Below are 22,306 nucleotides of genomic sequence, written 5' to 3'. Positions count from 1 at the left end.
CAAGTCCACAATTAAGGTGTGAAGGCGGAGCAACGGCGGCCGGAGAGGGGAGCCTGTGTCAAAAACAACGGGTAGATCCCAACGCGGCGGCCATACGGGCGTTAGCATCGAGGACGTCGCAGCGGCTGCCGGAGTCTCCACCGCCACTGTCTCCAGGGCGGTCCGCGGACTGCCCCGGGTGTCTCCAGCAACCCGAGAAAAGATCCTCGAAGTAGCCAGTTCCCTGGGGTACGTGGCGTCGTCGTCGGCCTCGGGTCTGGCGACGGGCCGCACACGCACCATCGGCGTGCTGGCCCCTTTCGTTAGTCGCTGGTTTTTTTCCAAGGCCATCGAAGGCGCAGACCGGGAACTGCATTCCCGCAAGTACAACCTGTCCTTGTTCAATTTGGGCGGCCACGGCAGCAACCGTGAGCGGCTCTTCAGTTCCACCATGGTCTACAAGCAGATAGATGCCCTGCTGGTGCTATGCATGTCCTTGACCGAGGAAGAGCTGGAACACCTCCACAAGATCGACATCCCGCTGGTAGTGGTGGGTGGTCATGTTGAGGATTGCGCGTACATCGGCATCAATGATTACGACGCCGCGTCCACCGCCGTGCGGCATCTGCTGGACCTGGGCCACAAGGACATCGCTTTGCTTCATGGCGACGATGAAACGGACCTGAACTTCGACGTTCCCCGCGTGCGTATCCGCGCCTTCCAGGAAGTGATGACCGACGCCGGCCTGGCAGTCCGTCCTGAATGGGACCAATGGGGGGACTTCACTGTCGCCAGCGGACAGCAGGCGTTCAACCGGCTCTGGAGTCAGCCCGGCCGTAAACCGACAGCCATCTTCTGCTCGTCCGACGAGATGGCGATGGGCGTCATTTTCGAGGCGGGGCGTCACGGCGTCAGGGTGCCGCAGGACCTCTCAGTCATCGGGATCGACGACCATGACTTCTCGTCGTCCATCGGGCTCACAACCGTGGGCCAACGGCCCGACAATCAGGCGGAGCTGGCCACCAAAATGCTCCTGGATGAGCTGGACGGCAACCCGGGAGCGGTGCATTCAGAGGTGGCACCCCACAAGCTGATTGTCCGGGAGACAACAGCCCCGCCCACCTTTCCTGGACAGCCAAGCTAGGAAGCCCGCGCCAACTGCCGGATGGGAATCCACCGCGAGGCGAGCCGTCGGTACGCAGCTGCCGCGCCGGTCATGTCGCCTTCAGCCAAGCACTCGATGCCGAGCCGGACATCCATGGGGGATTCGTCCGGGTACACCTTGTCAGCTACGGCACCATAATCCAGCTCCACCATGGACTGAACATGGAAAAGTTCCAGCCATTCCGTGAGCTGCGTCAGGTCGTCCAGCATGTCCAAGTCCGGCGCTGCCAAAGCCAGGTGGGCCACGGCGAAGCGTGCCCGGTCCAGGGCCTCAGTGATGGGTGTCCATACCCGGACGGTCAGAATGCGCCCCTCGGATTCCACCACGTCCTTGCGGTCCGACTCGGTGAAGAGAGAGAACCAACTGAACGGGATTCCCCAGGTTGAGGCTCGGGTATGCACGCGTTTGGCGTCTTCCCCGGCATTGATGCGATCGATCCTGATTTGGTGCTTGTCCCGCTGCGATACCGGAATAAGAAGATCGGCCAGCGGACTGTGCACGCCGTCCATGAGCGCGTTCGCTGCCAGGCCGGCCCGAATCACCAGCTGGCTGGGGCAGTAGAGCAGCCGTCCGGCGTCGTGATCTTCTTTATTCGCCGCCGTCGCCGACCCCGCCGCGTGCCGTCCGCCCGGCACCCGCGTCATGCGCACCAGGTCAGTGCGGCCGGTGGGGAAGGGGTCACCGCCGGAGCGCGTGATGCGTCCCAGGGAGGCTTGGAGCTCCGCATTTTCGATGGCGGCCCGGGAACCCGCCTTGCTGCCCTCCGCCACGAGTTGGCGCTGCTGCTCGGGCGGGAAGGCCTCGAGGGGCTCGTAAATGCGCAGCGACGACGAGAACGGCAGACCTGCCTGGCCCCGATACAGGTTTCCAGTCATGTCAGCCGCCCCTTTCGTCAGTGACCTTGTACTTAGTCTGCAAGCTCTACGATGACGGGAGCGTGGTCCGAAGCGCCCTTGCCCTTGCGTTCCTCGCGGTCGATGGAAGCGCCGGTGACCCGCGATGCCAGAGCCGGTGATGCGAGGCAGAAGTCGATGCGCATGCCTTCCTTCTTGGGGAAGCGCAGCTGCGTGTAATCCCAGTACGTGTAGACGCCCGGGCCCGGAGTGTAGGGACGGACGACGTCGGTGAATCCGGCTGTTTCGAAGGCGTGGAAGGCGGCGCGCTCGGGTTCGCTGACGTGGGTGTAATTGTTGTTGCGGAAGAGCTCGATGTCCCACACGTCGTCGTCGAAGGGAGCGATGTTCCAGTCACCCATGAGTGCGATCTGGGCGGTCGGTTCGGACTTTACCCATTCGGCTGCGTGGCCCTGCAGGACGTCCAGCCATTTGATCTTGTACGGCATGTGTTCGTCGTCCAGTGAACGGCCGTTGGGCACGTAGAGGCTCCAGATGCGGATGCCGCCGCAGGTGGCTGCGATGGCACGGGCTTCCTGTGCGGGATCCTTGCCTGCCTTGCCGAACGCCGGCTGGTCCAGGAAGGTGCGCTGCACATCGTCCAAACCCACACGGGAAGCGATGGCAACGCCGTTCCACTGGTTCACCCCAAAGTGCGCAACCTCGTAACCCATGCGTTCAAAGAGCTCCCACGGGAAGTTCTCGTCCTTGCACTTGGTCTCCTGGATGGCAAGGACATCACAGTCGCTGCGCTCAAGCCAGGCTTCAACGCGGTCGGCACGGGCGCGGAGGGAGTTCACATTCCAGGTTGCTATCTTCACAGCCACTAACTTACCGAACTTGGCGCTGAGCGCATCCCCTGACGGCTTTTTACCCGGGGGACTCTCAGGGTCAGCGGGCGAACAACGGCGGTGAAGTGGCCAGCTTGCGGAGCCCGATGCCGGACGCGAGCAACAGCAAGCCCGTCACAATCGCGAACCCTGCCAACATCCACACCAGGCTCAGCAGACCGAGACCCGGATTCACCAGCACAACAATCCCGAACACGGTGGTCACCAGGCCCGTCAGGAGCCAGATACCCCAGCTCCGGATAAAATTCCTCGCGGCAAGGGACAGGATGATTTGGGAAAGGCCCAGGACCAGGGCCCACAAGCCAATGAGGACACCGATTGCTGCTGCCGTGATTCCCGGCAAGGCAATTGCCACAATGCCGGCCGCAATGGAGATGAACCCACCTACTACGGTCCAGCGGGAACGGCCGGCGGGGTCGTAAAAGTAATGCGCCACGCTGGTAATGCCGTCAATGATTGCGAAAACTCCGAACATGACAACTACCACCAATGCGGTGGCGCTGGGCAAAACAATGATCAATAGGCCGAAAACTATGGAAAGGACTCCCCGGACCAGCAAAGCAGTTCCCGGGTTTTTGAACATTTTGCGATCCGCTACGTCCGACATACGGTCAGCGTATCCAACCAGCCGCCTTTACCGCATCCCCTCTCGCCGGATAGCTGTGGCAATTGCTGCGGCACGCGTTTCGACACCCAATTTGGCGTAGATGTGCGCGAGGTGGGTTTTGACAGTTGCCTCCGAGATAAACAGCCGTTTCCCGAGGTCGCGGTTGCTGAGGCCTTCGGTGAGGAGGCTGAGCAGCTCTGCTTCGCGGGGAGTGAGGATCTCATCAGGATTCCGCAATTGTTGGAACAGGCGCGAAGCCACCGGCGCACTCATCACGCTCTTCCCCTGCACAGCGCCCCGAACGGCCGCGAAGATCTCCTCCGGGGCCGCGTCCTTGAGCAAATAGCCCATGGCTCCGGCGTCCACCGCGCGGACGATGTCGGCGTCCGAATCGTAGGTGGTGAACACGATGACGGCCTGCTTCGGGTTCCGCTGACGGAGTTGCTTGATGGCCTCGATGCCATCCATCCCGGCACCCATGGCCAAATCCATGAGGACTACCGCGGGCATATGCTCTTGGGCGGCTTCCAGGGCTTCCTCACCGGAGGACGCTTCCCCGACGACGGCGATATCGCCTTGGGTGCCCAACAGCGCCTTGAGTCCGCTCCGGACTACGGTGTGGTCGTCCACGAGGAGCACGGAGATGCTGTTCATCGGGCCTCCTTCGGAGCGTTTTCCGGATCAGCAGGCCGGGTCAGCGGGAACTGCGCCGCGATGATGGTTCCTTCGCCGGGCGAGCTCTCCACAGATAATTCTCCGCCCAACTGTTCAACCCGCTGCCGCATGGCCCGCAGGCCGTATCCTCCGTTTGCCGACGGCGGAGGCAACGCTGCGGGATCAAAGCCGCGGCCGTCGTCGAACACGTCCAGGGTGACCGCGTCCGGAAGGTACCCCACAGTCACACTGGCGTGGTTCGCGTGGGCGTGGAGTTTGATGTTGGCAGCTGCGCTTTGCGTGACGCGGAGCAGGGCATGCCGCACCTCGGAAGGAAGGGGCTGAGGCTCACCGGTGACCTGGACGCTGATGTTATCCACATATTGCCGTGCTGCATGTTCCAAGGCCTCCGGGAGCGGACCCGTCTCGAGGCCGGGGGCGGAGAGTTCGTGCACCAGGCTGCGGGTGTCGGCGAGGTTGCGTCTGAGCAAATCCGTTGCCTTGCGTACGTCGTCATGGGCGGTTTCGGCTGGCCATGACCGTTGGGCCGCCTCAAGGAGGAGCAGGCTGCTGGCCAGGCCTTGGGTCACGGTGTCGTGGATTTCTTGCGAAACGCGCTCGCGTTCGGTGGCGATTCCGGCTTCACGTTGCTTGGCGGCGAGTTGCTCCTGGGCCTGGGTGACGTCGTCGAAAAGCCTGCGTTGCAGTGCCGCGTCGCGTTCAATCTTGTCGTAGATCAGCGTGAGCAGGGCGCCCGCCGCGAGGGGCCCGAGCAGCATGGCGATGTCCGTCCAGTCGCTCATCCGGAAGAGGCCGACGGCGGTAGCGGCCGCCGTCGCACCGCCCGCCACGTAGCCCGACCATCCCCGGAAGGCCGTGCGCGTGAGGAAGAAGATGGCGAAGGAACACCAGGCGAAGCTCGGAGCGACCACCACCAGCGCGGCCCATGCTGCCACTAACGCGACCATCCACGGAATCCACAGCTGTTGCCTACCCCGACGTGGTTGCCGATGGGCCAGCACGGCGGTGACCGCATACAGCGCACACACGGCTATGGCCATGGCGACGGTCCACAGGTTGTCGGCGGGGGAGTGACGCATGACGTACCTGACCGCGGAGGCCACCATCAGCACGGCAAAGCCCGAATGCACTACGGCATCAAGACGGCCATCGATCCGGTTGCTGGGCTGGTTGCCAGGTTCGGGCCGTAAGCGGGTAGTTGGCATGGGCGGTTCCCGGTTTCAGTTGAAGGCGTTCTTTCCATGCTAGGTCCCCGCGGAGTGGTTGGTCTCTCCACCTTTTGGCTGATACCGGTGGAGGAAAGGTTGAGCCCGTGCACGGCGGCCGGCCGATGTGGCGTGGGGACATTCGCGGAAGCATGGAGCTGTACCCGATGCTTACTACGAGGAGAACACAGTGAAGAAGTCCAAGAAGATGATTGCCGCCGCAGCTGCCGGAGCATTGTTGCTCACCGGCGGAGTGACGGCCGTGGCCAACGCAGTGGCACCCGCTGCCGCGCCTGTTGCAGCGCCCGTGAAGGTTGCCGCAGACGTCCTGCCCGCGCCGGAAAATGTCGTCGCCCAGAACCGCATCTCCGTGGGCGCCTCCAGCGCAGCCGTCAACGCGGCGCTGGCCAAGTGCCAGGCCGACAAGCTGCCGTTCGTGACCGTGGCCCTGGTTGACCGCTTCGGCACCGTCCAGGCCCTCCTTCGCGGTGACAACGCCGCCGAGCACACCATCGAAGCCGCCAAGCAGAAGGCCTACACGGCAGCAGCCTTCGGCGCTCCAACCAGCGAGCTCGCCAAGCGCATCAACGGCAACGGCCCGTCCATCGCCGACCTCCCCGGGACCCTCTTCCTGCCGGGTGGCGTTCCGCTGAAGGTCAACGGCGTTTCCGTTGCGGGCATCGGAGTTGGCGGCGCACCCGACGGCGCACTCGACGAAGCCTGCGCCACTGCCGGCGCCGATGCCTTGGCCGCAGCAGCGAAGTAGCCATGAACGCCCTCGGTACAAAAGCGCGGGTGGTGGGGGCGGGCGTGCTGGTGCTCGGGCTGCTGTCCGGATGTACGACGGCGGCCCCGTCGCCTTCCAGCCCGACGCCGACTCAAGCAACCCCCACCCAAGCCGCGTCGTCGAACGCCGGTCCCGGGCCGGCGTCGTCGGCTGCTGTGCCGGCCCAACAATCAGCGGAAGCCAAACTCTCACCGGAGGCCCAAATCGAAACCGACCGACTCCTCATCCTCGCCGCGAAAGCCAACGACGCTGCGAAGGTCCGCGAACTGATCGCGGCGGGTGGGAACGTCAACGCGAAGGACGAGATTCAGGACTCCGCGTTCCTCTACGCCGGCGCCGAGGGTTTCAACGAGGTCCTGCAGCTGACGTTGGCTGCAGGAGCGGATGTTCGCAGCACCAATCGGTACGGCGGTACTGCCCTGATCCCAGCGAGCGAGCATGGGCACACGGAAACTGTTCGGATTCTGATCGCAGCAGGCGTGCCCGTGGACCACGTCAACAATTTGGGGTGGACCGCCATGCAGGAAGCGATCCTGCTTAACAATGGTGGGCCCAATCAGCAGGACGTGGTCCGGCAACTCCTGGCAGCGGGAGCCACCCCGGACATCCGCGACCCCCAAGGCCGAACCGCCCTGCAGAATGCAGAGCGGCTCGGGTTTACGGAGATCGCGGCGCTGATCCGCAACCGCTAGCTACAGCGCTTCCAGCACACTCACGTAGTTGGCGATGCCCACGCCGCCCATGTTCTGGACGGCGCCGCGGCGGGCGTTGGGCAGCTGCATGTCTCCTGCGGTGCCGCTGAGTTGCATCGCGGCGATGACGTGCTGCGATACGCCCGTCGCGCCCACCGGATGCCCCTTGGCTTTCAGGCCGCCGGAGACGTTGATGGGCAGCTTGCCGTCTTTGTAGACCCAACCTTCCTTGATGGCACGTGCGCCCTCGCCGCGGGGAGTAAGACCCATGGCCTCGTACATGATGAGTTCGGCGATGGTGAAGCAGTCATGCACCTCGGCGAAGTCCAGGTCCTCAATGTCCACGCCCGCCATGCCCAGCGCGCGTTCCCACGAAGCCCTCGTGGCGGCGAACTCCGTGGGGTCGCGCTTCTCTGCGGGGAAGAAGTCGTTGGCGTGGCCGAACCCAGCAAGCCGCACTGGTGCGGTTGCGCCTCCGGTCGCCGACGTGGACAGCACGACGGCGGCAGCACCGTCGGAGACCGGCGAACAGTCGGTGCGGCGCAAGGGTTCGGCCACCATGGGGTTCTTCTCGGAGATGGTCCGACAGAACTCAACGCCGAAGTCCCGGTGCATTTGGGCGTACGGGTTGTCCATGCCGTTGCGATGGTTCTTGGCGGCGATGGAACCGAGGACGTCGCCGAGGCCATTTTCAAAGCCCGGGCCGTTGATTCCTGCCCCGTACCGCTTGTCGTAGTGCTTGGCTACCTCCGCGAACAGGCCGGTGAAACCGGTGGAGGACGCTTTACCGGCCATCTCGTAGGAAGCACCGAGCAGCGCTGCTCCCACAACGTCCGCGCCGGCGTCGGTCATCTTCTCAGCGCCGATCACCAGGACGTTGCGGGCAGTTCCAGACAGGACAGCTTTAGCACCTTGTTGGAACGCCGCGGAACCGGAAGCGCAGGCGTTCTCGGTGCGTGTTGCGGGGACGTTGGCAAGGTCCGCGGAGAGCTGGAGCGCCAATGAGGAAGTGAAGCCCAGTGGCTACATGCCGGAGTTGAACTGCCCGAGGTAAATCTCGTCAATGTCCTTGGGGTCCAGCCCAGAGTTCTTGATGGCTTCGCCGGCCACCTGGACGATCAACGACTCCAGGGTGTCATCAGTGAGCTTCCCGAACTTGCTGTGGCCCCACCCCGTGAGCAGGATGTCTTTGCCGAACTGATCCTTCAGGCTCATGAGTGTGCTCCTTCTAGCGTGGGTTCTTCAGCCGTCAGCGCTACCGTGAACGCCGCGTCGGTCTTGATGCGGATTTCTTCTACCGTGAGGCCTGGTGCGAGGCGGGTCAGTAGCAGGCGCGTGCCGCCGTCGTGTATTTCCGCGTCAGGCACGATGTCGAAAACGGCGAGGTCGGTGATGATCCGGTCAACGCATTTGAGCCCCGTGAGCGGGAGCGTGCAGTCGGTGACGATCTTGGCCGAACCGTCCTTGGCGTTGTGCTCGGTGAGGACAACCACCCGGGGCGTCCCGGCCACCAAGTCCATGGCGCCGCCCATGCCTTTGACCATCTTGCCGGGGATGGTCCAGTTGGCAAGGTCGCCGGACCCGGACACCTGCATGGCGCCCAGGATGGCCACCTTCACGTGCCCGCCGCGGATCATGCCGAACGACGTGGCGGAGTCGAAAATGCTGCCACCGGGGGTAATGGTGACGGTTTGCTTGCCGGCATTAATAAGGTCCGCGTCCTCCTCGCCCTCAAACGGGAACGGGCCCATGCCCAGCAGGCCGTTCTCGCTCTGGAGCACCACCCGCACGCCGTCGGGCAGGTTGTTGGCCACCAACGTTGGAATGCCGATGCCGAGATTTACGTAGTCGCCGTCGTTCAGTTCTTCGGCCGCAATCGCGGCCATCTGGTCACGTGTCCATGCCATGATGATGTGCTCCTTTGCCTCAGGCCGTCAGTGCTTCAGCGCGCCGTGCCTCCGGGCGCGGGCGGACAGTGCGCTGTTCGATGTCCTTGACCCGGTTGATTGCTTGGACGAGCCGCTGCACGTAGACGCCCGGGGTGTCGATGTGGTTGGGATCCAGCTCGCCCGGTTGCACGATGACCTCGGCCTCGGCGATGGTCACCTTGCCAGCTGTGGCGACCACAGGATTGAAGTTCCGGGCCGTGTAGCGGTACACCAGATTGCCGTCGGTATCGGCGGTGTGGGCGTGGACCAGCGCGACGTCGGCGGTGATGGCGCGCTCGCGGACGTACGTCACGCCGTCGAACTCTTCCAACGGCTTGCCTTCGGCAACCAACGTGCCCACGCCGGTTCGTGTGTAGAAAGCAGGAATGCCGGCGCCCCCGGCCCGGAGACGTTCGGCGAGTGTGCCCTGCGGGGTGAACTCAACCTCGAGCTGGCCAGCGAGGTATTGCTCGGCGAAGAGCTTGTTCTCAACCACGTAGGGCGCGATGACCTTCCGGACCTGGCCCGCTTCAATCAGGACCCCAAGGCCCTTGCCGTCCACGCCCATGTTGTTGGAAACGATGGTGAGGTCCTTGGCGCCCGACTCACGGACGGCGTCGATCAGGTCCGCGGGGATACCGCTGAGGCCAAAGCCGCCGACGGCGATGGTCAAGCCGTCTGCCATGAGGTCATGGAGCGCTTGGGCTGCGCTGGTGTGGATCTTGGCCATGCTTGACTCCTCTTTGAGTTTTTTGTGCGTATCCACTTTGTGGACTGAGTTCCTCTGTAGTGGAGCCTAGGGTTCTTGCGGATGCGGGTCAACGGCAGGATGTGTTGGTGACTCACGCTGTGGACGCTACGCTTAAAGGTGTCCATATTGTGGATGAATTATTCGAAAGGGTGCCGTGATGGTTCAGGGAGCACAAGTAGTAGGCCGGGTAGCCCTGCTGCTTCGCCTGGTGGGACGCAAGCCCGAAGGCACCTCATTGGCTGGCTTGGTACGTGAGTCCGGGCTGACCAGGCCAACCGTGCACCGGCTGCTGACGTCGCTGGCTGCTGAAGGGCTGTTGGAGCACGATTCAGACTCTGGAAAATGGGTGCTGGGCCCGGAGATCTTCCTGCTGGGATCCGTAGCTGCTGCACGTTTCCCCATGGAGGACATCGCCCGGCCGTCGCTGCGCCGGTTGGCTGCCGAGACAGGGGAGAGTGCCTTCTTCTCCATACGTCGTGGAAACGAAACCGTGTGCGTGTTGCGGGAGGAGGGCTCGTTCCCCGTGCGTTCCTTCGTGCTGCACGAGGGGGTGCGGTTCCCGCTGGGAGTCGCGTCGGCAGGGACGGCGATCATGGCTTTCCTGCCTCCCGAAGAGCAGGAATCGTTGCTCAACGACTGGCCGGGGCATGCGGGCGACTTTGCCGCGGGACATCCGCCCGGCGTAGTGCGGGACAACCTGGAGCAGACCCGTTTGGCCGGCTACTCCGTAAATCCCGGGCTGATTCTTGAGGGCAGCTGGGGGATGGGCGCTGCAGTGTTTGACCAGCAGGGAAGGCCGGCGTGGGCTCTTTCCTTGACAGGCATTGAGTCAAGATTCCGGCCGGACCGCCAAGAGTTCCTGGGCAAACTGTTGCTCGAGGAAGCGCACCGAATGACCGCGCGGTTACAAGGCGCTAGCTGAGGTCTAGGCGCATGAGCACCCTGGGGAAGCCGTTGAGCACGGACGTCGTTTCCGCGACCTTTGTGAAACCGGCCTTCTCGAACAGTCGGCGGGTGCCCACGTATGCCATGGTCAGATCCACCTTGCCGCCCTTGTTGTCCACGGGGTAACCCTCGATGGCAGGCGCGCCTTGGCTCTTGGCGAAGTCAATCGCCCCACGCAGTAACTCGTGCGAAATGCCCTTGCCGCGATGCCCGGGCCTCACCCGAATACACCAGACCGACCACACGTTGCTCTCATCCACCTGGGGGATCTTGCGGTTCTTCGCAAAAGTGGTGTCCGCGCGCGGGTGAACCGCTGCCCACCCGACTACTTCGTCGCCGTCGTAGGCTAAAACGCCTGGGGGCGGGTCCTCAGCTACCAGCTGCTTCACGAACTTCCCGCGCTCCTGCCTCTGGAGCTCCTGGTTCAGTTTCGACGGGATCCGGTAGCTCAGGCACCAGCACACATTCGCATCGGGGCTCTTGGGCCCCACCATGGTTTTCACGTCATCGAACACCGTCGCGGGTCGAACATCGATTGCCATCCGCCCATCCTGTCACCGGGTTACGCCCCGCCGCAGCAATCACGAATAAAAACTTTTTCAATTCGCACCCATCCACCCCGTCCCATCCTCCGAATAGCTGATGAGACACAAACCGCTAGTGAAGCAAAAGCATCACTTTCAGCCCGTGTCCCGCCAACCAATGGATCCAACGCCCTGGTTCCAAAAACAAGGAGAATGACATGTTGTCCACAAAGCGCCCCGCCCTCGCCTTCGTTGGCCTCACTGCAGCCGCCCTTCTCGGACTTACTGCCTGTGGTGGTTCAAGCACCACCAGCACGCCGGCTGCTTCGTCTGCCGCCCCGGAAACCTCCATGGCGGCACCGTCGCCGTCGGCCTCCGCCATGTCCAGCGCTGCCATGGATCCGGCCGCTAACCTTGTGGGCCCCGGCTGCGCCGGTTACGCCGCACAGGTTCCGGACGGTGCCGGTTCGGTAATGGGCATGGCCCAGGACCCGGTAGCCGTAGCAGCATCGAACAACCCGCTGCTCAAGACCCTGACCGCCGCCGTTTCGGGTCAGCTCAACCCCAAGGTTGACTTGGTCTCCACCCTGAACGGCAGCGAATTCACGGTGTTCGCACCGGTTGACGATGCTTTCGCCAAGATCGACCCCGCCACAATCGAGACGCTCAAGACGGACGATGCCCTGCTGAGCAAGATTCTCACCTACCACGTAGTCCCCGGTCAGCTGACCCCGGACCAGGTCGTCGGCACCCACAAGACTGTCCAGGGTGGCGAAGTGACGGTTGCCGGCACCAAGGATGCCCTCACGGTTGACGGAGCTTCCAACGTGATCTGCGGTGGTGTTCAGACCGCCAACGCCACGGTTTACCTGATCGATTCAGTGCTGATGCCCAAATAGGCCATAGCGCTCTAGGAAACGCTCTAGGAAACACAGCAAAGCAGGCGCCGGAATCCGGCGCCTGCTTTGTTGTGTAGGGACTAGTTGTTGTGTTGGGCTCTAGCGGCTGAAGTCAGTGTCGACGTAGGAGCCGGCCCGGTTGTGTTCGGACCCGCAGGGGCAGTGGTCAACCTCAATACGCACTGTCATTGGTTTGGATGAGTCCAAGGTAAGAGTCACATCCTTGCCGGCCTGGGCGCTGGACTGAGTGTTGAGGCGAAGGGTGCCCTGGGTAGCGTTTTTGGACATGGTAAACCTTCCTGATGTCTTAAGTGAGGGTCCGTTGAAGCCGGGCTATTTGTCGTCTGATTCCAGTTGGGGTTTGCCAACCAACGGAATGGTTCCCGTGGGTGTTCCCCCGACGCAGTCGGACTCCGTGCATTTTTCAGCGCAATCGTGCTTGGTGACGAGGTCAAACTGAACGCCGCCGTGTTGTTCGACGCCCGTCCGGATGGCTCGTTCCACCACTGAAGTGGCCAAGCGCTTGTGCAACTGCAGCGGGTCGCGACGGAGGTCTTTGACCAGTGCGAAACAGAGCAGCAGCATGACGATCACGAAAGGCAGCGCCGCCACGATGGTTACTCTTTGCAGGCCTGACAACGCTTCCGATGGTTTATCGCCGCCTGCAAGCAGCATGACTGCTGCCACTGCGCCGGTGAGGCTTCCCCAGAAGATCACCACTCCTCGACGCGGGTGCTCGGCACCATTGGAACTGAGGGATCCCATCACGATGGAGGCTGCGTCGGCGCCGGTGACGAAGAATATCGCCACCAGGACCATGGCCAGGACAATGACGGCTGCGGTCAGCCAACCAGGCATGCCAAGGTTCTTGACCAGATCGAAGAGCGCACCGTCGAAGTTGATGGAGGGCGCGCCGTCCACCATGGTTACAAGGCCCGGTGTGCCGGCTTTGTCAGCTTCTTGCTGGACGTGGAACGCAGCCCCGCCGAAAATGCCGAACCAGATGACGCTGACAACGCTGGGCACCAGCAGGACGCCGGTGACGAATTGGCGGATGGTGCGGCCACGGCTGATGCGGGCGATGAACATTCCGACGAAGGGCGTCCAGGAGATCCACCAAGCCCAGTAGAAGATGGTCCAGCTGGTCATCCAGCTGCGCAGGGAGTCGTCTCCCACAGCTTCGGTCCGTGAGGACATTTCGGCGAGGTCCCTGGCGTAGTCACCCACGGCGGAAGGGATGAGATTGAGGATGAACAGGGTGGGACCGGCAACGAACACAATAAGGGCCAGGACAACCGCCAACACCATGTTGATGTTGGAGAGCCACTGGATGCCGCGGCTGATGCCTGAAACAGCGGATGCCACGAAGCAGAAGGTCAGAATCGCGACGATGACCACCAGCACGGGAGTGCCGACCTCACCCAGCCATCCATTGGATGTCATGCCGCTGCCGATCTGGAGTGCGCCGAGGCCCAGTGAGGCGGCGGTTCCGAAGAGCGTGGCGAAGATGGCCAGGATGTTGATGAACTTCCCAAGCGGACCTTCCACCATGCGGATGCCGAAAAGCGATGTGAAGGCTGCGGAGACCAGTTGCTTGCGGCCCAGCCGGTAGGTGCCGTAGGCCATGGCGATGCCGACCACTGCGTACATGGCCCAGGGGTGCAAGGTCCAGTGGAAGATGGATGTGGCCATGGCCGTCTGGATGGCTGCTGGTGTGCGGCCGTCCACGGTGCCCGGGGGCGGTGAGATGTAGTGGTACAGCGGTTCAGCCACACCGTAGAACATGAGCCCGATGCCCATGCCTGCGGCGAACATCATGGCTACCCAGGAGATGGTACGGAACTCAGGCTTCTCTCCGTCTTTGCCCAGCGGGATGTTGCCAAACTTGCCGAGGGCAAGCCACAGGACGAAGACGACGAACAATGATGCGAGGACCATGAACAGCCAGCCCGTGTACTCCATGACCCAGTTCAGGGCGCCTTTGGAGGTCGCGGAAAGGCTGTCCCTTCCGACGAAGCCCCAGACCACGAAGGCGACGGCGATGGCGCCCGTGATCCCGAAGGTGACTTTGTCGAGAGTAAGTTTGCGGTTCCGGCGGGCCGAAACGGCCTGCTCGGTCTTGGCGTGGCGCAGCTCTTCCATGATCTGTTCGTACTCTTCAGAATCGGGAAGGATTTCTGCGCCTCCGTCCTCAGCGTCGAGGGCTGCCAAGGTGGTGTCGGGGGAGACGCTGATGACTTCTTCAGGGTTCTCCGCGCGGGCGGGGTTGGTTGGGCTGGCTGCAGCCGGGGTACCTGCCACGTGTCCGTTGGCAGGTATTTCCTCGGGTGTCAGCGGTTTTGTGTCACTGTTTATAGCCATGAGCGGGTCCTTTGCTCGGCGTGTCATGAGCCTGCGTTTCTGCGAGGCCTTGGTAAATGGATCGGCGGGAAGGTTGGGGCTTCCTCCGATCCGATGATCATGGCGGGCCGTGGCGCCTCCCCGAGTGCGCGGTCACGGAGCGGGCAGGCGATAGGGATGATTCACCTCTTCTGGTTCGTGGGACGGGGGCGGCTGAGTCGTCGGTCGATGCTCCAGGGCGTGTTCCGCAGGAATCAACAACATCCGCGCTATGCAACAGAGTGCGCTCCGTCACATCCAAAGTCAAGGGTTTCCCGCTCTTTAACAGCAAATTGATATATCAATTGGCTGGAAGAGAAACGTTGCGTATCATGGATGGGGTTGCGAATAACGCGTCCCTGATGGCATCAGGGGACAGCGAGCGTCACTCCGGCGAGCTTCGTTCCGGAAAGTAGTGAGGGTATGGCTGAGCCGCGGTAGCTAGCGCGGCCTGTAGCCCATACGGGCACTGATGGTCAGTCCCGCCTCCCGGAGGCTCTTGATGAGCCCTGGCTGTTCCTCGGGTGAAAAGCGGAACGCCGGACCGGAAATGCTGACGGCGGCAATGACGCTGCCCGCGTGGTTGAAGATGGGCACAGCAACGGCAGTAAGGCCGATTTCAAATTCTTCGTGGACTGTGGCGTACCCGTTGCGGGCCACGTCGAGCAGCTGCTTTTCCAGCTCCCCGCGGTTTGTCACGGTTCGTGGCGTTCGTGCGGGCAGGCCCACTGCCTTGAAGACCTGGGTTCTTTCGTCGGCGGTCAGTGCAGCAAGGAGAACCTTGCCGCTGGACGTTGCGTGCAGCGGCGTCAAGCTGCCCACCCAGTCGTAAGTGGCCAGTGTGGAGGGCCCCATCGCCTGATCCACGTTGACAGCGTAGTTGGACCTCAGGACGGCCAGGTTGACGGTTTCCTTGTACTCGGCTGCCAGTGCTTCAAGGACTTCCCGCGCCTCATGCACCACGCTTAGCCTGCCCGGAATTGACGATGCGAGGCGGAGGATCCCAAAGCCCAGCTGGTACTTGCCGCGCTCACTGTTCTGCCGGACGATGTCGCGGTTGACCAAGGAGCCCACCAGCCTGGACACGGTGGATTTGTGGATGCCCATTTCTTCTGCGATTTCGCTCACTCCGGCATCGCCTTCGCGGGCCAGGATTTCCAGGATCTGGAGCGCGCGGTCCACAGATTGGACGCCGCCGCCTTGGGCGTCTGCGCCCTTGTCAGTGTCCGCGTGGTTGCGTTCGGCCATGATGCCCCGTGTCGTTGTCCAGGCAGGCCGCCTTGGGCTGATAACCCTGTCCGGCCTGCACCCTCGTCTTTCCTCATCCTAGACGGAGTTTTGCAGGGACCCTTTCACACCATGGGGACTCGTGTCCGGACTTCGGAACTGAAGGATGTCGTCCACGGCAGCGGCAGGACCTGAACAGGCGTGCCAGCTGCTGCACCGGCAGGGGGAACAGCCATGTATCCGTCTGCCCAAGCAAGACCCCGCATCATGCCTGGACCCGTGTGGGAGGCGGGGAACACGAGGTCGTGGACAAGGGTGCAGGGCATGAGCCGGGTCCGTCCCGGGTCCGGATCGATGTCCGCGCCCGACGTCATCAGGATGGCACTTTGGAGAGGCCGGTTTCCCAAGGCCGCCAACAGGGGTTCGCCCAGGGTCATGAGTGCCATCATGGCGGCCAGGGGATTTCCAGGGAGCCCGATGACAAAGCGGCCATCGGGAAGTTCCGCCATCACCGCCGGATGACCTGGCCGCATGGCGATTCCGTCCAGCAGGAGCCGGCCACCGAGTGCCGCAATGGCATCGCGGAAGTGGTCTGTCCCTGATTTCCCCGTTCCGCCGGTAGTGATCGTCACGTCGGGCAGCGGGCCCGCCTGACCGCCGGGCAGCGGGCCCGCCTGACCGCCGGGCAGCGGGCCCGCCTGACCGCCGGCCAGCGCCGCAAGCCACTCGTCGTACGAGTCGCCTATCCTGATCTGGCCACGGGGCTCCCCGCCCAATTGCGAAATGACAGTATCCAGCTGCGGGCCGAACGCGTCGCGGACCTGTCCCGGCGCGGGCTCACCTGAGGTCACTACTTCCGAGCCGGTTAGTACGACGGCGACACTCGGCTTGCGCTGTACCTGCAGTTCGTCGCTCCCCGCCACCGCAGCCAGGGCAATGTGGGCAGGATTGAGGAGCGTTCCGGCGGGTATGAGGACCTCGCCTGCGGATGCTTCCTCTCCGGCAGGACGTATGTGCCGGCCAGGCAGTGTTTCTCCGAGCTTCGCGTCAGGTTTGAGTGTCAGCTGGCGGGCGCCGCCAGCTCCGTCAACAACCACGCCGCTTTCCTTGCGCAGGACGGCTGAGGCGCCTGCAGGGATCAATCCTCCCGTGGCGATGACGCTTGCTTCTCCCGGTGACAGCGGCAGCCCCGCCGTCGTCATTACCCACGGACCGTTGCCGTTGATGGCCCAGCCGTCCATGGCGGACGACGCGTAGTGCGGGAGATCCTGGGACGCTGTGATGTTGGCGGTGAGCGTGCGTCCGATCGCGACGGCGGGGCGCAGGTTCAGCGGTGGGAGCGGGCCGGCACAGTGGTATGCCAGCTGCCGGGCCTCGGCCCAGGATGGGGCATGCCTTCGTTCGGCCGAAACCGTGGGGCCGGGAACGTCGATGAAGGTAGCTTGTGCAAGCATGGTTGTCCGCTTCCTGAGGTGGTGCTGCTGGTATGACGCAGATACCGGGGACTGCACGGCCTTCCCGTAATTCTTGCCGCGCAGTCCCCGGTATCCGTGTGGTGCGTACTGAGTCTGGTTCGTACTACGCCTTCACGTAGCCGTTGGGGTTCAGCACGAACTTTGTTGCCGCGCCCGCGTCGAATTCGGCGTAGCCGCGCGGAGCGTCTTCGAGCGGGATGGCTTTGGCGTTGACTGCCTTGGCTATCTGGACCTTGTCATGGAGGATGGCCATCATCAGCTGACGGTTGTACTTCATGACCGGGCATTGGCCGGTGGTGAAGGACAAGGACTTGGCCCAGCCGGTGCCCAGGGACAGCGAAAGGGAACCGTGCTTGGCTGCGTCGTCTATTCCGCCCGGGTCGCCCGTGACGTAGAGGCCCGGGATACCCAAGGATCCGCCGGCGGCCGTGATGTCCATGAGGGAGTTCAATACGGTGGCCGGAGCCTCGTGGGAGGCATCCTTACCGTGCCCGCGGGCTTCGAAACCAACCGCATCCACGCCGCAGTCCACCTCAGGCACGCCGAGGATCTGTGCGATCTGCTCCTTCGGATCGCCGTTGGACACGTTGACGGTTTCGCAGCCGAAGGAGCGCGCCTGTGCCAGGCGGTCCTCGTTCATGTCGCCCACAATCACGACGGCGGCGCCAAGCAGCTGAGCGCCGACGGCAGCAGCAAGGCCCACGGGCCCGGCACCTGCCACGTAAACGGTGGAGCCTACGCCCACGCCGGCGGTGACGGCGCCGTGGAAGCCGGTGGGGAAGATGTCCGAGAGCATGGTCAGGTCCATGATCTTTTCCAGGGCCTGATCGCGGTCCGGGAAGCGCAGCAGGTTCCAGTCGGCGTAGGGAACCAGGACGAACTCTGCTTGTCCGCCCACCCAGCCTCCCATGTCGACGTAGCCGTACGCGCTGCCGGGGCGGTCGGGGTTGACGTTGAGGCAGATGCCGGTCTTCTGTTCTTTACAGTTCCGGCAGCGGCCGCAGGAGATGTTGAACGGCACGGAGACGATGTCGCCCACCTTGATGAACTCGACGTCGGGCCCTACTTCCACCACTTCGCCGGTGATTTCGTGGCCGAGGACCAGGTCCTGCGGGGCTGTGGTGCGACCCCGGACCATGTGCTGGTCCGAACCGCAAATATTGGTGGTCACTGTTCGCAGGATCGCGCCATGCGGCACTTTCCGCCCGACGTTGGCTGGGTTGACGCCCGGCCCGTCCTTGAGCTCAAACGTTGGGTAGTCAGTGTCAATGATCTCCACGACACCAGGTTCCTTGTAGGCGACTGCTCTGTTTCCTGACATGGTCACTCCCTATTCTTTGGCTGTTGCTGAAATGTGCTGCCCAATGATCCGAAAGCGGTGCTTCGATGAGGAAATACCTCCCCAGGTTTCAGGCCACCGAAGCACCATTCACGGACCATCGGACATGTGGACAACTCTGTTGTGGATCTACGCCTTTTCCATCCTGATGATCACGGACTTTGACGTAGGCGTTCCGCTGGTATCCGCCACGGAATCCAAAGGCACCAGGACGTTGGTCTCCGGGTAGTACGCGGCGGCGCAACCCTTCGGCGTCGAATACGACACGATGCGGAAGTTCTCGGCTCGCCTGTCCGTTCCTTGGAACTCGGAGATGAGGTGCACCATGTCTCCGTCAGCAAAACCCAGCTCGCTGATGTCCTGGGCGTTGACGAGCACTACGCGTCGGCCGCCGTGGATACCTCGGTAGCGATCGTCCTTGCCGTAAATGGTGGTGTTGTACTGGTCGTGTGAGCGCAGGGTTTGGAGGACCAGCCGGCCGGGCGGGATCTTGATGAACTCCAGTTCATTGCCCGTGAAGTGTGCCTTGCCGGACGTGGTGTCAAACTTCCTTGCATCGCGCGGCGGGTGTGGCAGCACAAAGCCGCCGGGATGTTGGATCCGCGCTTCGAAGTCTTCGAAACCATCAAAGACTGCTTCGATGTGCTTCCGGATCAGCGAGTAGTCATCCCTCAGGGAGAGCCACGCGGCCTGGGGTGTTTTGGGCAGGCGATGGTGTCCGTCGGTGAACAGCCTGTGTGCCAGATTGCAGACAATTGCCACTTCCGAGTGGAGGTGGTCACTTGCGGGCTTGAGACGTCCCCGTGATGCGTGAACGGCGCTCATGGAGTCTTCCACGGTGACCCGCTGGTCGCCTGTCCGCTGGGTATCCTTCTCGGTGCGCCCGAGTGTGGGCAGGATCAGCGCCCGTCGACCCGTGGACAGGTGCGAGTGGTTCAGTTTTGTGGAGATTTGAACGCTCAACCGGGTCTTGGCCAGTGCCTGCTCGGTGACCTCTGAATCAGGGGCAGCCCGGACGAAGTTGCCACCCATACCCATGAAGAACCGGACTCGTCCGTCCCGCATGGCGCGGATAGCGGCCACGGTGTCATAGCCGTGCTCGCGGGGAGACCGGAACTCGAACTCCTGGTCCAAACGGTCATGGAACGTTTCCGGCATTTTCTCGAAGATGCCCATGGTGCGGTCGCCTTGGACGTTGGAGTGGCCGCGCACAGGGCAGACGCCCGCGCCAGGCTTGCCGATGTTCCCTTGGAGCAGCAGGACGTTGACCACGTCCCGCAGGGTGGGTACGGAATGCTTGTGCTGGGTCAGTCCCATGGCCCAGCACACGATGGTTGCGCTGGAGGCGAGCAGCCGCTCACCCGTCGAACGAATCTGCTCCAACGTGAGGCCCGTTGCCTCCACAATGTCATCCCATTCCACCTTTTCCAGGTAGCGGAGATAGTCATCAATACCCACGGTGTGGTTGTTGATGAACTGGTGGTCCAGGACCGTCTCCAAGCCTGGGGTCTTCCGGCCGTCAGCTTCAGCCTCCAGAAGGTACTTGCCCAGACCTTGGAAGAGGGCCTGATCGCCGCCGGCGCGGATCTGCAGGAAGTCGTCCGTCAGCTGGGTCCCCTGAATCATGCCGGCCACGTGCTGGGGGTTTTCAAAGTGCAGGAGCCCGGCTTCGGGAAGCGGGTTGACGGAAACGATGATCGCGCCGTTTTTCTTCGCCTTTTCCAGAGCACTGAGCATGCGGGGGTGGTTGGTACCGGGGTTCTGGCCTGCCACGAAGATCAGCGATGCCGTCTCCAAGTCCGTCAGGCTGACAGATCCCTTGCCGATGCCGATGGTTTCAACCAGCGCGGAGCCGGAGGATTCATGGCACATGTTGGAGCAGTCCGGGAGGTTGTTGGTGCCCAAGCCGCGAACCAAAAGCTGGTAAACAAATGCTGCTTCGTTGGAGGTCCGGCCGGAGGTGTAGAAGACCGCTTCATCAGGGTGTTCCATGCCCCGCAGTTCCTCGGCCATGAGGTCATAAGCGTCGTCCCAGTCGATGGGTTTGTAGTGGGTTGCGCCTTCGTCAAGGAACATTGGATGCGTGAGCCGGCCTTGCTGCCCCAGCCAGAAGTCATCGCGGGTCTTGAGATCGGCAACGGAGTGCTGGGCAAAGAATTCCGGTGTGACGCGGCGACGGGTGGCTTCCTCTGCCACGGCTTTGGCGCCGTTCTCGCAGAACTCCGCGGCGTTGCGCTTTTCGTGCTCGGGCCAGGCGCAACCCATGCAGTCGAACCCATCGAGCTGGTTCACCGCGAGCAGGGTTTGCACGCTGCGCAGTGGGCCCATCTGTTCGAGTGAGATTTTCAAGGCGTTGGCAACAGCCGGGATGCCCACTGCCTTGGTTTTGGGCTTGGTGACGGTCAGCTTTGACTCGTCAATGTTCTCGCGGGGGGCTTTGGACGCCATGGGAAATCCTTCAGATCCGGGAAGTGGAAGCAGTCAGTAAGCCGCTGCGGGACTGCTGCCGGGCGGCTTCGACGGTGTGCAGCAGCAGGAGCGCAGTGGTGACTGATCCTACGCCTCCCGGGACAGGACTCAACCCGGCTGCAACGCCGGTGACGCTGGCCTCGTCAACGTCACCCACCAGGGAGCCGTCGGGAAGGACGTTCGTGCCGACGTCGATCACTACAGTTTCGGGGGAGAGGTGGCTGCCCTTCAGCAGTCCCGTTCGCCCTGCGGCGACAACCACGACGTCGGCTGGCTGGGTATAGCGTTCCAGCGGTCCCGATTTGGAATGACAGATGGTGACGGTCGCGTCCCTTTCGAGGAGGAGCAGGGACAGCGGCTTGCCCACCACGGCGGAACGTCCGACGACGGCCACGTTCCGTCCCGCTACCGGGATCTGGAAGTGGTCCAGCAACTCCACCACGGCCTGGGCAGTAGCGGGCGCGAAGGCGGGCTGCCCCACAGCCAAGCGGCCCAGGCTGAGGGGATTGGCACCGTCGATGTCCTTTTCCGGAGCGATGAGGCCCACCAGCCGGTCAGCGCGGACGGCAGCCGGCAGGGGAGTCTGAAGGATGATGCCGTGAACGGTTGGTTCTGCGCTGAGGTCCGCCAGGACACTGGCCAGAACCTGCTCGGTGGCGTCGTGGCCAAGATCGATGATCCTGCAGCCGATGCCTGCACGCCCGGCGGCACGCTCAATGGAACGGACGTACCAGTGCGTGGATTCGTCGTCCGTTGCCACAACAACAGCCAGGACCGGCCGGACGCCCTCATCATCCAAGAGAGCCGTTTCCTCGTGGGCGCGCTGCTGGATGATGGCAGCGAGCGGCTTGCCGGAAAGGACTTCGGTGGTCATGACAGGATCCTTTCGCGGACACGCTTCACCAGGGCATCGACGGCGAGAACCACTTTGTCCTCAATCCCGTCCGTCTGCTCCGCCAAGCGGGAACGGGCTTCGCCGGGCTTGATGGCCACTACGTTGATGTCGATGTTGACCCGGGCCGTGGTGGCAGCTGCGCGGGCTGCATCGGCAGCAGCGGCGATGTCACTGATGACGTTGGGATTGGCTACGTCGAACAGTTCCGTAGCAAGGTCCACCACTTCGCCGGCAACGTTGATGAGCTGCGCGGGGGTATGGGCAGCCTGGACCAGGGCTTCCTGGATGGCTGCTGTGCGGGCGGCCTTGAGTTCTTCCGTGCCGGACGGGAGCTTGTAGGAGTCGATGACGGATTGGAAGGCGTGCTCGTCCGCGTCCGCGAGACGCAAGGCTTCCACCCCCAGGTGGTCGGCGGCGCTGGTGATCCGGGTGACCAGTGCGGCATGTTCCTCATATTTTGCGCCGGTGGTGTATCGGGCCACCATGGCTACCAACGCAGCACCTTGGGCCGCGTGCAGTGCCGCGGCCGCGCCTCCGCCGGGTGTGGGCTGACGTGAAGCAAGCCTGGAGAGGTAATCACTAATGGTTTCTGAACTGATCATGGGTCTTCCTGGCTGACTG

Annotated in this window: 21 protein-coding genes and 1 pseudogene; 5 read left to right on the top strand and 17 right to left on the bottom strand. The window is 63.0% G+C overall.

What is annotated here, in order from left to right; translation table 11 throughout:
• Window positions 1-55 precede the first annotated feature (55 nt).
• Window positions 56-1,123 (top strand): LacI family DNA-binding transcriptional regulator, encoded by a 1,068-nt coding sequence (locus AC1RJY_RS19850; protein ID WP_014920571.1) that lies wholly within the window; start codon window positions 56-58, stop codon window positions 1,121-1,123.
• Here AC1RJY_RS19850 and AC1RJY_RS19845 read toward each other — a convergent pair.
• The 5 genes from AC1RJY_RS19845 to AC1RJY_RS19825 form a co-directional block, all read right to left on the bottom strand.
• A complete protein-coding gene (locus AC1RJY_RS19845) occupies window positions 1,120-2,019 on the bottom strand; it encodes a DUF8083 family protein (RefSeq protein WP_011773219.1) in 900 nt (299 codons plus the stop codon). The genes AC1RJY_RS19850 and AC1RJY_RS19845 overlap by 4 nt on opposite strands.
• A 32-nt stretch (window positions 2,020-2,051) precedes the next feature.
• Entirely contained in the window at window positions 2,052-2,858 is an 807-nt protein-coding gene (locus AC1RJY_RS19840) for an exodeoxyribonuclease III (RefSeq protein ID WP_011773220.1), read from the bottom strand.
• Between the two features lie 70 nt (window positions 2,859-2,928).
• Window positions 2,929-3,495 (bottom strand): HdeD family acid-resistance protein, encoded by a 567-nt coding sequence (locus tag AC1RJY_RS19835; protein ID WP_011773221.1) that lies wholly within the window; start codon window positions 3,493-3,495, stop codon window positions 2,929-2,931.
• 27 nt (window positions 3,496-3,522) lie between these two features.
• The gene (locus tag AC1RJY_RS19830) at window positions 3,523-4,149 is read right to left on the bottom strand and encodes a response regulator (protein ID WP_498603079.1); all 627 of its coding nucleotides are present in this window, start codon (window positions 4,147-4,149) and stop codon (window positions 3,523-3,525) included.
• Window positions 4,146-5,375: a sensor histidine kinase gene (locus AC1RJY_RS19825; protein ID WP_498603078.1), complete on the bottom strand. Its 1,230-nt coding sequence runs from the start codon at window positions 5,373-5,375 to the stop codon at window positions 4,146-4,148. The genes AC1RJY_RS19830 and AC1RJY_RS19825 overlap by 4 nt, the downstream gene beginning before the upstream one ends.
• 190 nt (window positions 5,376-5,565) lie before the next feature.
• Between AC1RJY_RS19825 and AC1RJY_RS19820 the strand changes: the two genes are divergently transcribed.
• Both AC1RJY_RS19820 and AC1RJY_RS19815 read left to right on the top strand, forming a co-directional pair.
• A complete protein-coding gene (locus AC1RJY_RS19820; protein WP_498603077.1) occupies window positions 5,566-6,141 on the top strand; it encodes a GlcG/HbpS family heme-binding protein in 576 nt (191 codons plus the stop codon).
• 2 nt (window positions 6,142-6,143) lie between these two features.
• Window positions 6,144-6,854, top strand: a complete 711-nt coding sequence (locus AC1RJY_RS19815) for an ankyrin repeat domain-containing protein (protein WP_210064828.1) — start codon at window positions 6,144-6,146, stop codon at window positions 6,852-6,854.
• On the opposite strand, the pseudogene AC1RJY_RS19810 reads toward AC1RJY_RS19815, so the two are convergent.
• From AC1RJY_RS19810 to AC1RJY_RS19800, 3 genes and pseudogenes are all read right to left on the bottom strand, one after another.
• Window positions 6,855-8,069: pseudogene (locus AC1RJY_RS19810) on the bottom strand (acetyl-CoA acetyltransferase).
• A complete protein-coding gene (locus AC1RJY_RS19805) occupies window positions 8,066-8,761 on the bottom strand; it encodes a 3-oxoacid CoA-transferase subunit B (protein WP_498603076.1) in 696 nt (231 codons plus the stop codon). The pseudogene AC1RJY_RS19810 and the gene AC1RJY_RS19805 overlap by 4 nt, the downstream one beginning before the upstream one ends.
• Before the next feature lie 19 nt (window positions 8,762-8,780).
• Window positions 8,781-9,512 (bottom strand): CoA transferase subunit A, encoded by a 732-nt coding sequence (locus AC1RJY_RS19800; RefSeq protein ID WP_498603075.1) that lies wholly within the window; start codon window positions 9,510-9,512, stop codon window positions 8,781-8,783.
• A 178-nt stretch (window positions 9,513-9,690) separates the two neighbouring features.
• On the opposite strand from AC1RJY_RS19800, the gene AC1RJY_RS19795 reads away from it, so the two are divergent.
• A complete protein-coding gene (locus tag AC1RJY_RS19795; RefSeq protein ID WP_498603074.1) occupies window positions 9,691-10,455 on the top strand; it encodes an IclR family transcriptional regulator in 765 nt (254 codons plus the stop codon).
• On the opposite strand, the gene AC1RJY_RS19790 is transcribed toward AC1RJY_RS19795, so the two are convergent.
• The gene (locus tag AC1RJY_RS19790; RefSeq protein ID WP_498603073.1) at window positions 10,448-11,020 is read right to left on the bottom strand and encodes a GNAT family N-acetyltransferase; all 573 of its coding nucleotides are present in this window, start codon (window positions 11,018-11,020) and stop codon (window positions 10,448-10,450) included. The genes AC1RJY_RS19795 and AC1RJY_RS19790 overlap by 8 nt on opposite strands.
• A gap of 200 nt (window positions 11,021-11,220) precedes the next feature.
• Between AC1RJY_RS19790 and AC1RJY_RS19785 the strand changes: the two genes are divergently transcribed.
• Window positions 11,221-11,901: a fasciclin domain-containing protein gene (locus AC1RJY_RS19785; RefSeq protein ID WP_011773231.1), complete on the top strand. Its 681-nt coding sequence runs from the start codon at window positions 11,221-11,223 to the stop codon at window positions 11,899-11,901.
• Between the two features lie 99 nt (window positions 11,902-12,000).
• On the opposite strand, the gene AC1RJY_RS19780 is transcribed toward AC1RJY_RS19785, so the two are convergent.
• From AC1RJY_RS19780 to AC1RJY_RS19745, 8 genes are all read right to left on the bottom strand, one after another.
• Complete coding sequence (locus AC1RJY_RS19780) at window positions 12,001-12,189, bottom strand: hypothetical protein (protein WP_498603072.1); 189 nt, start codon at window positions 12,187-12,189, stop codon at window positions 12,001-12,003.
• A 45-nt stretch (window positions 12,190-12,234) separates the two neighbouring features.
• Complete coding sequence (locus tag AC1RJY_RS19775) at window positions 12,235-14,262, bottom strand: BCCT family transporter (RefSeq protein WP_011773233.1); 2,028 nt, start codon at window positions 14,260-14,262, stop codon at window positions 12,235-12,237.
• A gap of 459 nt (window positions 14,263-14,721) precedes the next feature.
• The gene (locus AC1RJY_RS19770) at window positions 14,722-15,528 is read right to left on the bottom strand and encodes an IclR family transcriptional regulator (RefSeq protein WP_011773234.1); all 807 of its coding nucleotides are present in this window, start codon (window positions 15,526-15,528) and stop codon (window positions 14,722-14,724) included.
• A 104-nt stretch (window positions 15,529-15,632) separates the two neighbouring features.
• On the bottom strand, window positions 15,633-16,961 hold the full coding sequence (locus AC1RJY_RS19765; protein ID WP_498603071.1) for a molybdopterin molybdotransferase MoeA: 1,329 nt from the start codon (window positions 16,959-16,961) through the stop codon (window positions 15,633-15,635).
• A 124-nt stretch (window positions 16,962-17,085) separates the two neighbouring features.
• Window positions 17,086-18,303 carry a formaldehyde dehydrogenase, glutathione-independent gene (gene fdhA, locus AC1RJY_RS19760; protein WP_011773236.1) on the bottom strand — a complete coding sequence of 406 codons (1,218 nt, stop codon included), beginning with the start codon at window positions 18,301-18,303 and terminating at the stop codon, window positions 17,086-17,088.
• A gap of 147 nt (window positions 18,304-18,450) precedes the next feature.
• Window positions 18,451-20,769, bottom strand: coding sequence for an FdhF/YdeP family oxidoreductase (locus AC1RJY_RS19755; RefSeq protein WP_498603070.1), 2,319 nt, complete (start codon window positions 20,767-20,769; stop codon window positions 18,451-18,453).
• A 10-nt stretch (window positions 20,770-20,779) separates the two neighbouring features.
• Window positions 20,780-21,664, bottom strand: a complete 885-nt coding sequence (locus tag AC1RJY_RS19750; protein ID WP_011773238.1) for a bifunctional 5,10-methylenetetrahydrofolate dehydrogenase/5,10-methenyltetrahydrofolate cyclohydrolase — start codon at window positions 21,662-21,664, stop codon at window positions 20,780-20,782.
• On the bottom strand, window positions 21,661-22,287 hold the full coding sequence (locus AC1RJY_RS19745) for a cyclodeaminase/cyclohydrolase family protein (RefSeq protein ID WP_498603069.1): 627 nt from the start codon (window positions 22,285-22,287) through the stop codon (window positions 21,661-21,663). Before AC1RJY_RS19745 ends, AC1RJY_RS19750 begins: the two co-directional genes overlap by 4 nt.
• Between the last annotated feature and the right edge of the window lie 19 nt (window positions 22,288-22,306).

The sequence above is a fragment of the Arthrobacter sp. GW822-FHT05G07 genome (assembly GCF_058799755.1).
The sequence above is the reverse complement of the archived record's forward strand: the minus strand, read 5'-3'. Positions and strand labels throughout refer to the sequence as shown.

Coding starts and splice junctions, on each gene's coding strand:
- AC1RJY_RS19800 (WP_498603075.1), bottom strand. CDS start 9,512: ATGGCCAAGATCCACACCAGCGCAGCCCAAGCGCTCCATGACCTCATG.
- AC1RJY_RS19770 (WP_011773234.1), bottom strand. CDS start 15,528: ATGGCCGAACGCAACCACGCGGACACTGACAAGGGCGCAGACGCCCAA.
- AC1RJY_RS19775 (WP_011773233.1), bottom strand. CDS start 14,262: ATGGCTATAAACAGTGACACAAAACCGCTGACACCCGAGGAAATACCT.
- AC1RJY_RS19835 (WP_011773221.1), bottom strand. CDS start 3,495: ATGTCGGACGTAGCGGATCGCAAAATGTTCAAAAACCCGGGAACTGCT.
- AC1RJY_RS19805 (WP_498603076.1), bottom strand. CDS start 8,761: ATGGCATGGACACGTGACCAGATGGCCGCGATTGCGGCCGAAGAACTG.
- AC1RJY_RS19755 (WP_498603070.1), bottom strand. CDS start 20,769: ATGGCGTCCAAAGCCCCCCGCGAGAACATTGACGAGTCAAAGCTGACC.
- fdhA (WP_011773236.1), bottom strand. CDS start 18,303: ATGTCAGGAAACAGAGCAGTCGCCTACAAGGAACCTGGTGTCGTGGAG.
- AC1RJY_RS19785 (WP_011773231.1), top strand. CDS start 11,221: ATGTTGTCCACAAAGCGCCCCGCCCTCGCCTTCGTTGGCCTCACTGCA.
- AC1RJY_RS19790 (WP_498603073.1), bottom strand. CDS start 11,020: ATGGCAATCGATGTTCGACCCGCGACGGTGTTCGATGACGTGAAAACC.
- AC1RJY_RS19795 (WP_498603074.1), top strand. CDS start 9,691: ATGGTTCAGGGAGCACAAGTAGTAGGCCGGGTAGCCCTGCTGCTTCGC.
- AC1RJY_RS19765 (WP_498603071.1), bottom strand. CDS start 16,961: ATGCTTGCACAAGCTACCTTCATCGACGTTCCCGGCCCCACGGTTTCG.
- AC1RJY_RS19780 (WP_498603072.1), bottom strand. CDS start 12,189: ATGTCCAAAAACGCTACCCAGGGCACCCTTCGCCTCAACACTCAGTCC.
- AC1RJY_RS19750 (WP_011773238.1), bottom strand. CDS start 21,664: ATGACCACCGAAGTCCTTTCCGGCAAGCCGCTCGCTGCCATCATCCAG.
- AC1RJY_RS19745 (WP_498603069.1), bottom strand. CDS start 22,287: ATGATCAGTTCAGAAACCATTAGTGATTACCTCTCCAGGCTTGCTTCA.
- AC1RJY_RS19845 (WP_011773219.1), bottom strand. CDS start 2,019: ATGACTGGAAACCTGTATCGGGGCCAGGCAGGTCTGCCGTTCTCGTCG.
- AC1RJY_RS19825 (WP_498603078.1), bottom strand. CDS start 5,375: ATGCCAACTACCCGCTTACGGCCCGAACCTGGCAACCAGCCCAGCAAC.
- AC1RJY_RS19815 (WP_210064828.1), top strand. CDS start 6,144: ATGAACGCCCTCGGTACAAAAGCGCGGGTGGTGGGGGCGGGCGTGCTG.
- AC1RJY_RS19830 (WP_498603079.1), bottom strand. CDS start 4,149: ATGAACAGCATCTCCGTGCTCCTCGTGGACGACCACACCGTAGTCCGG.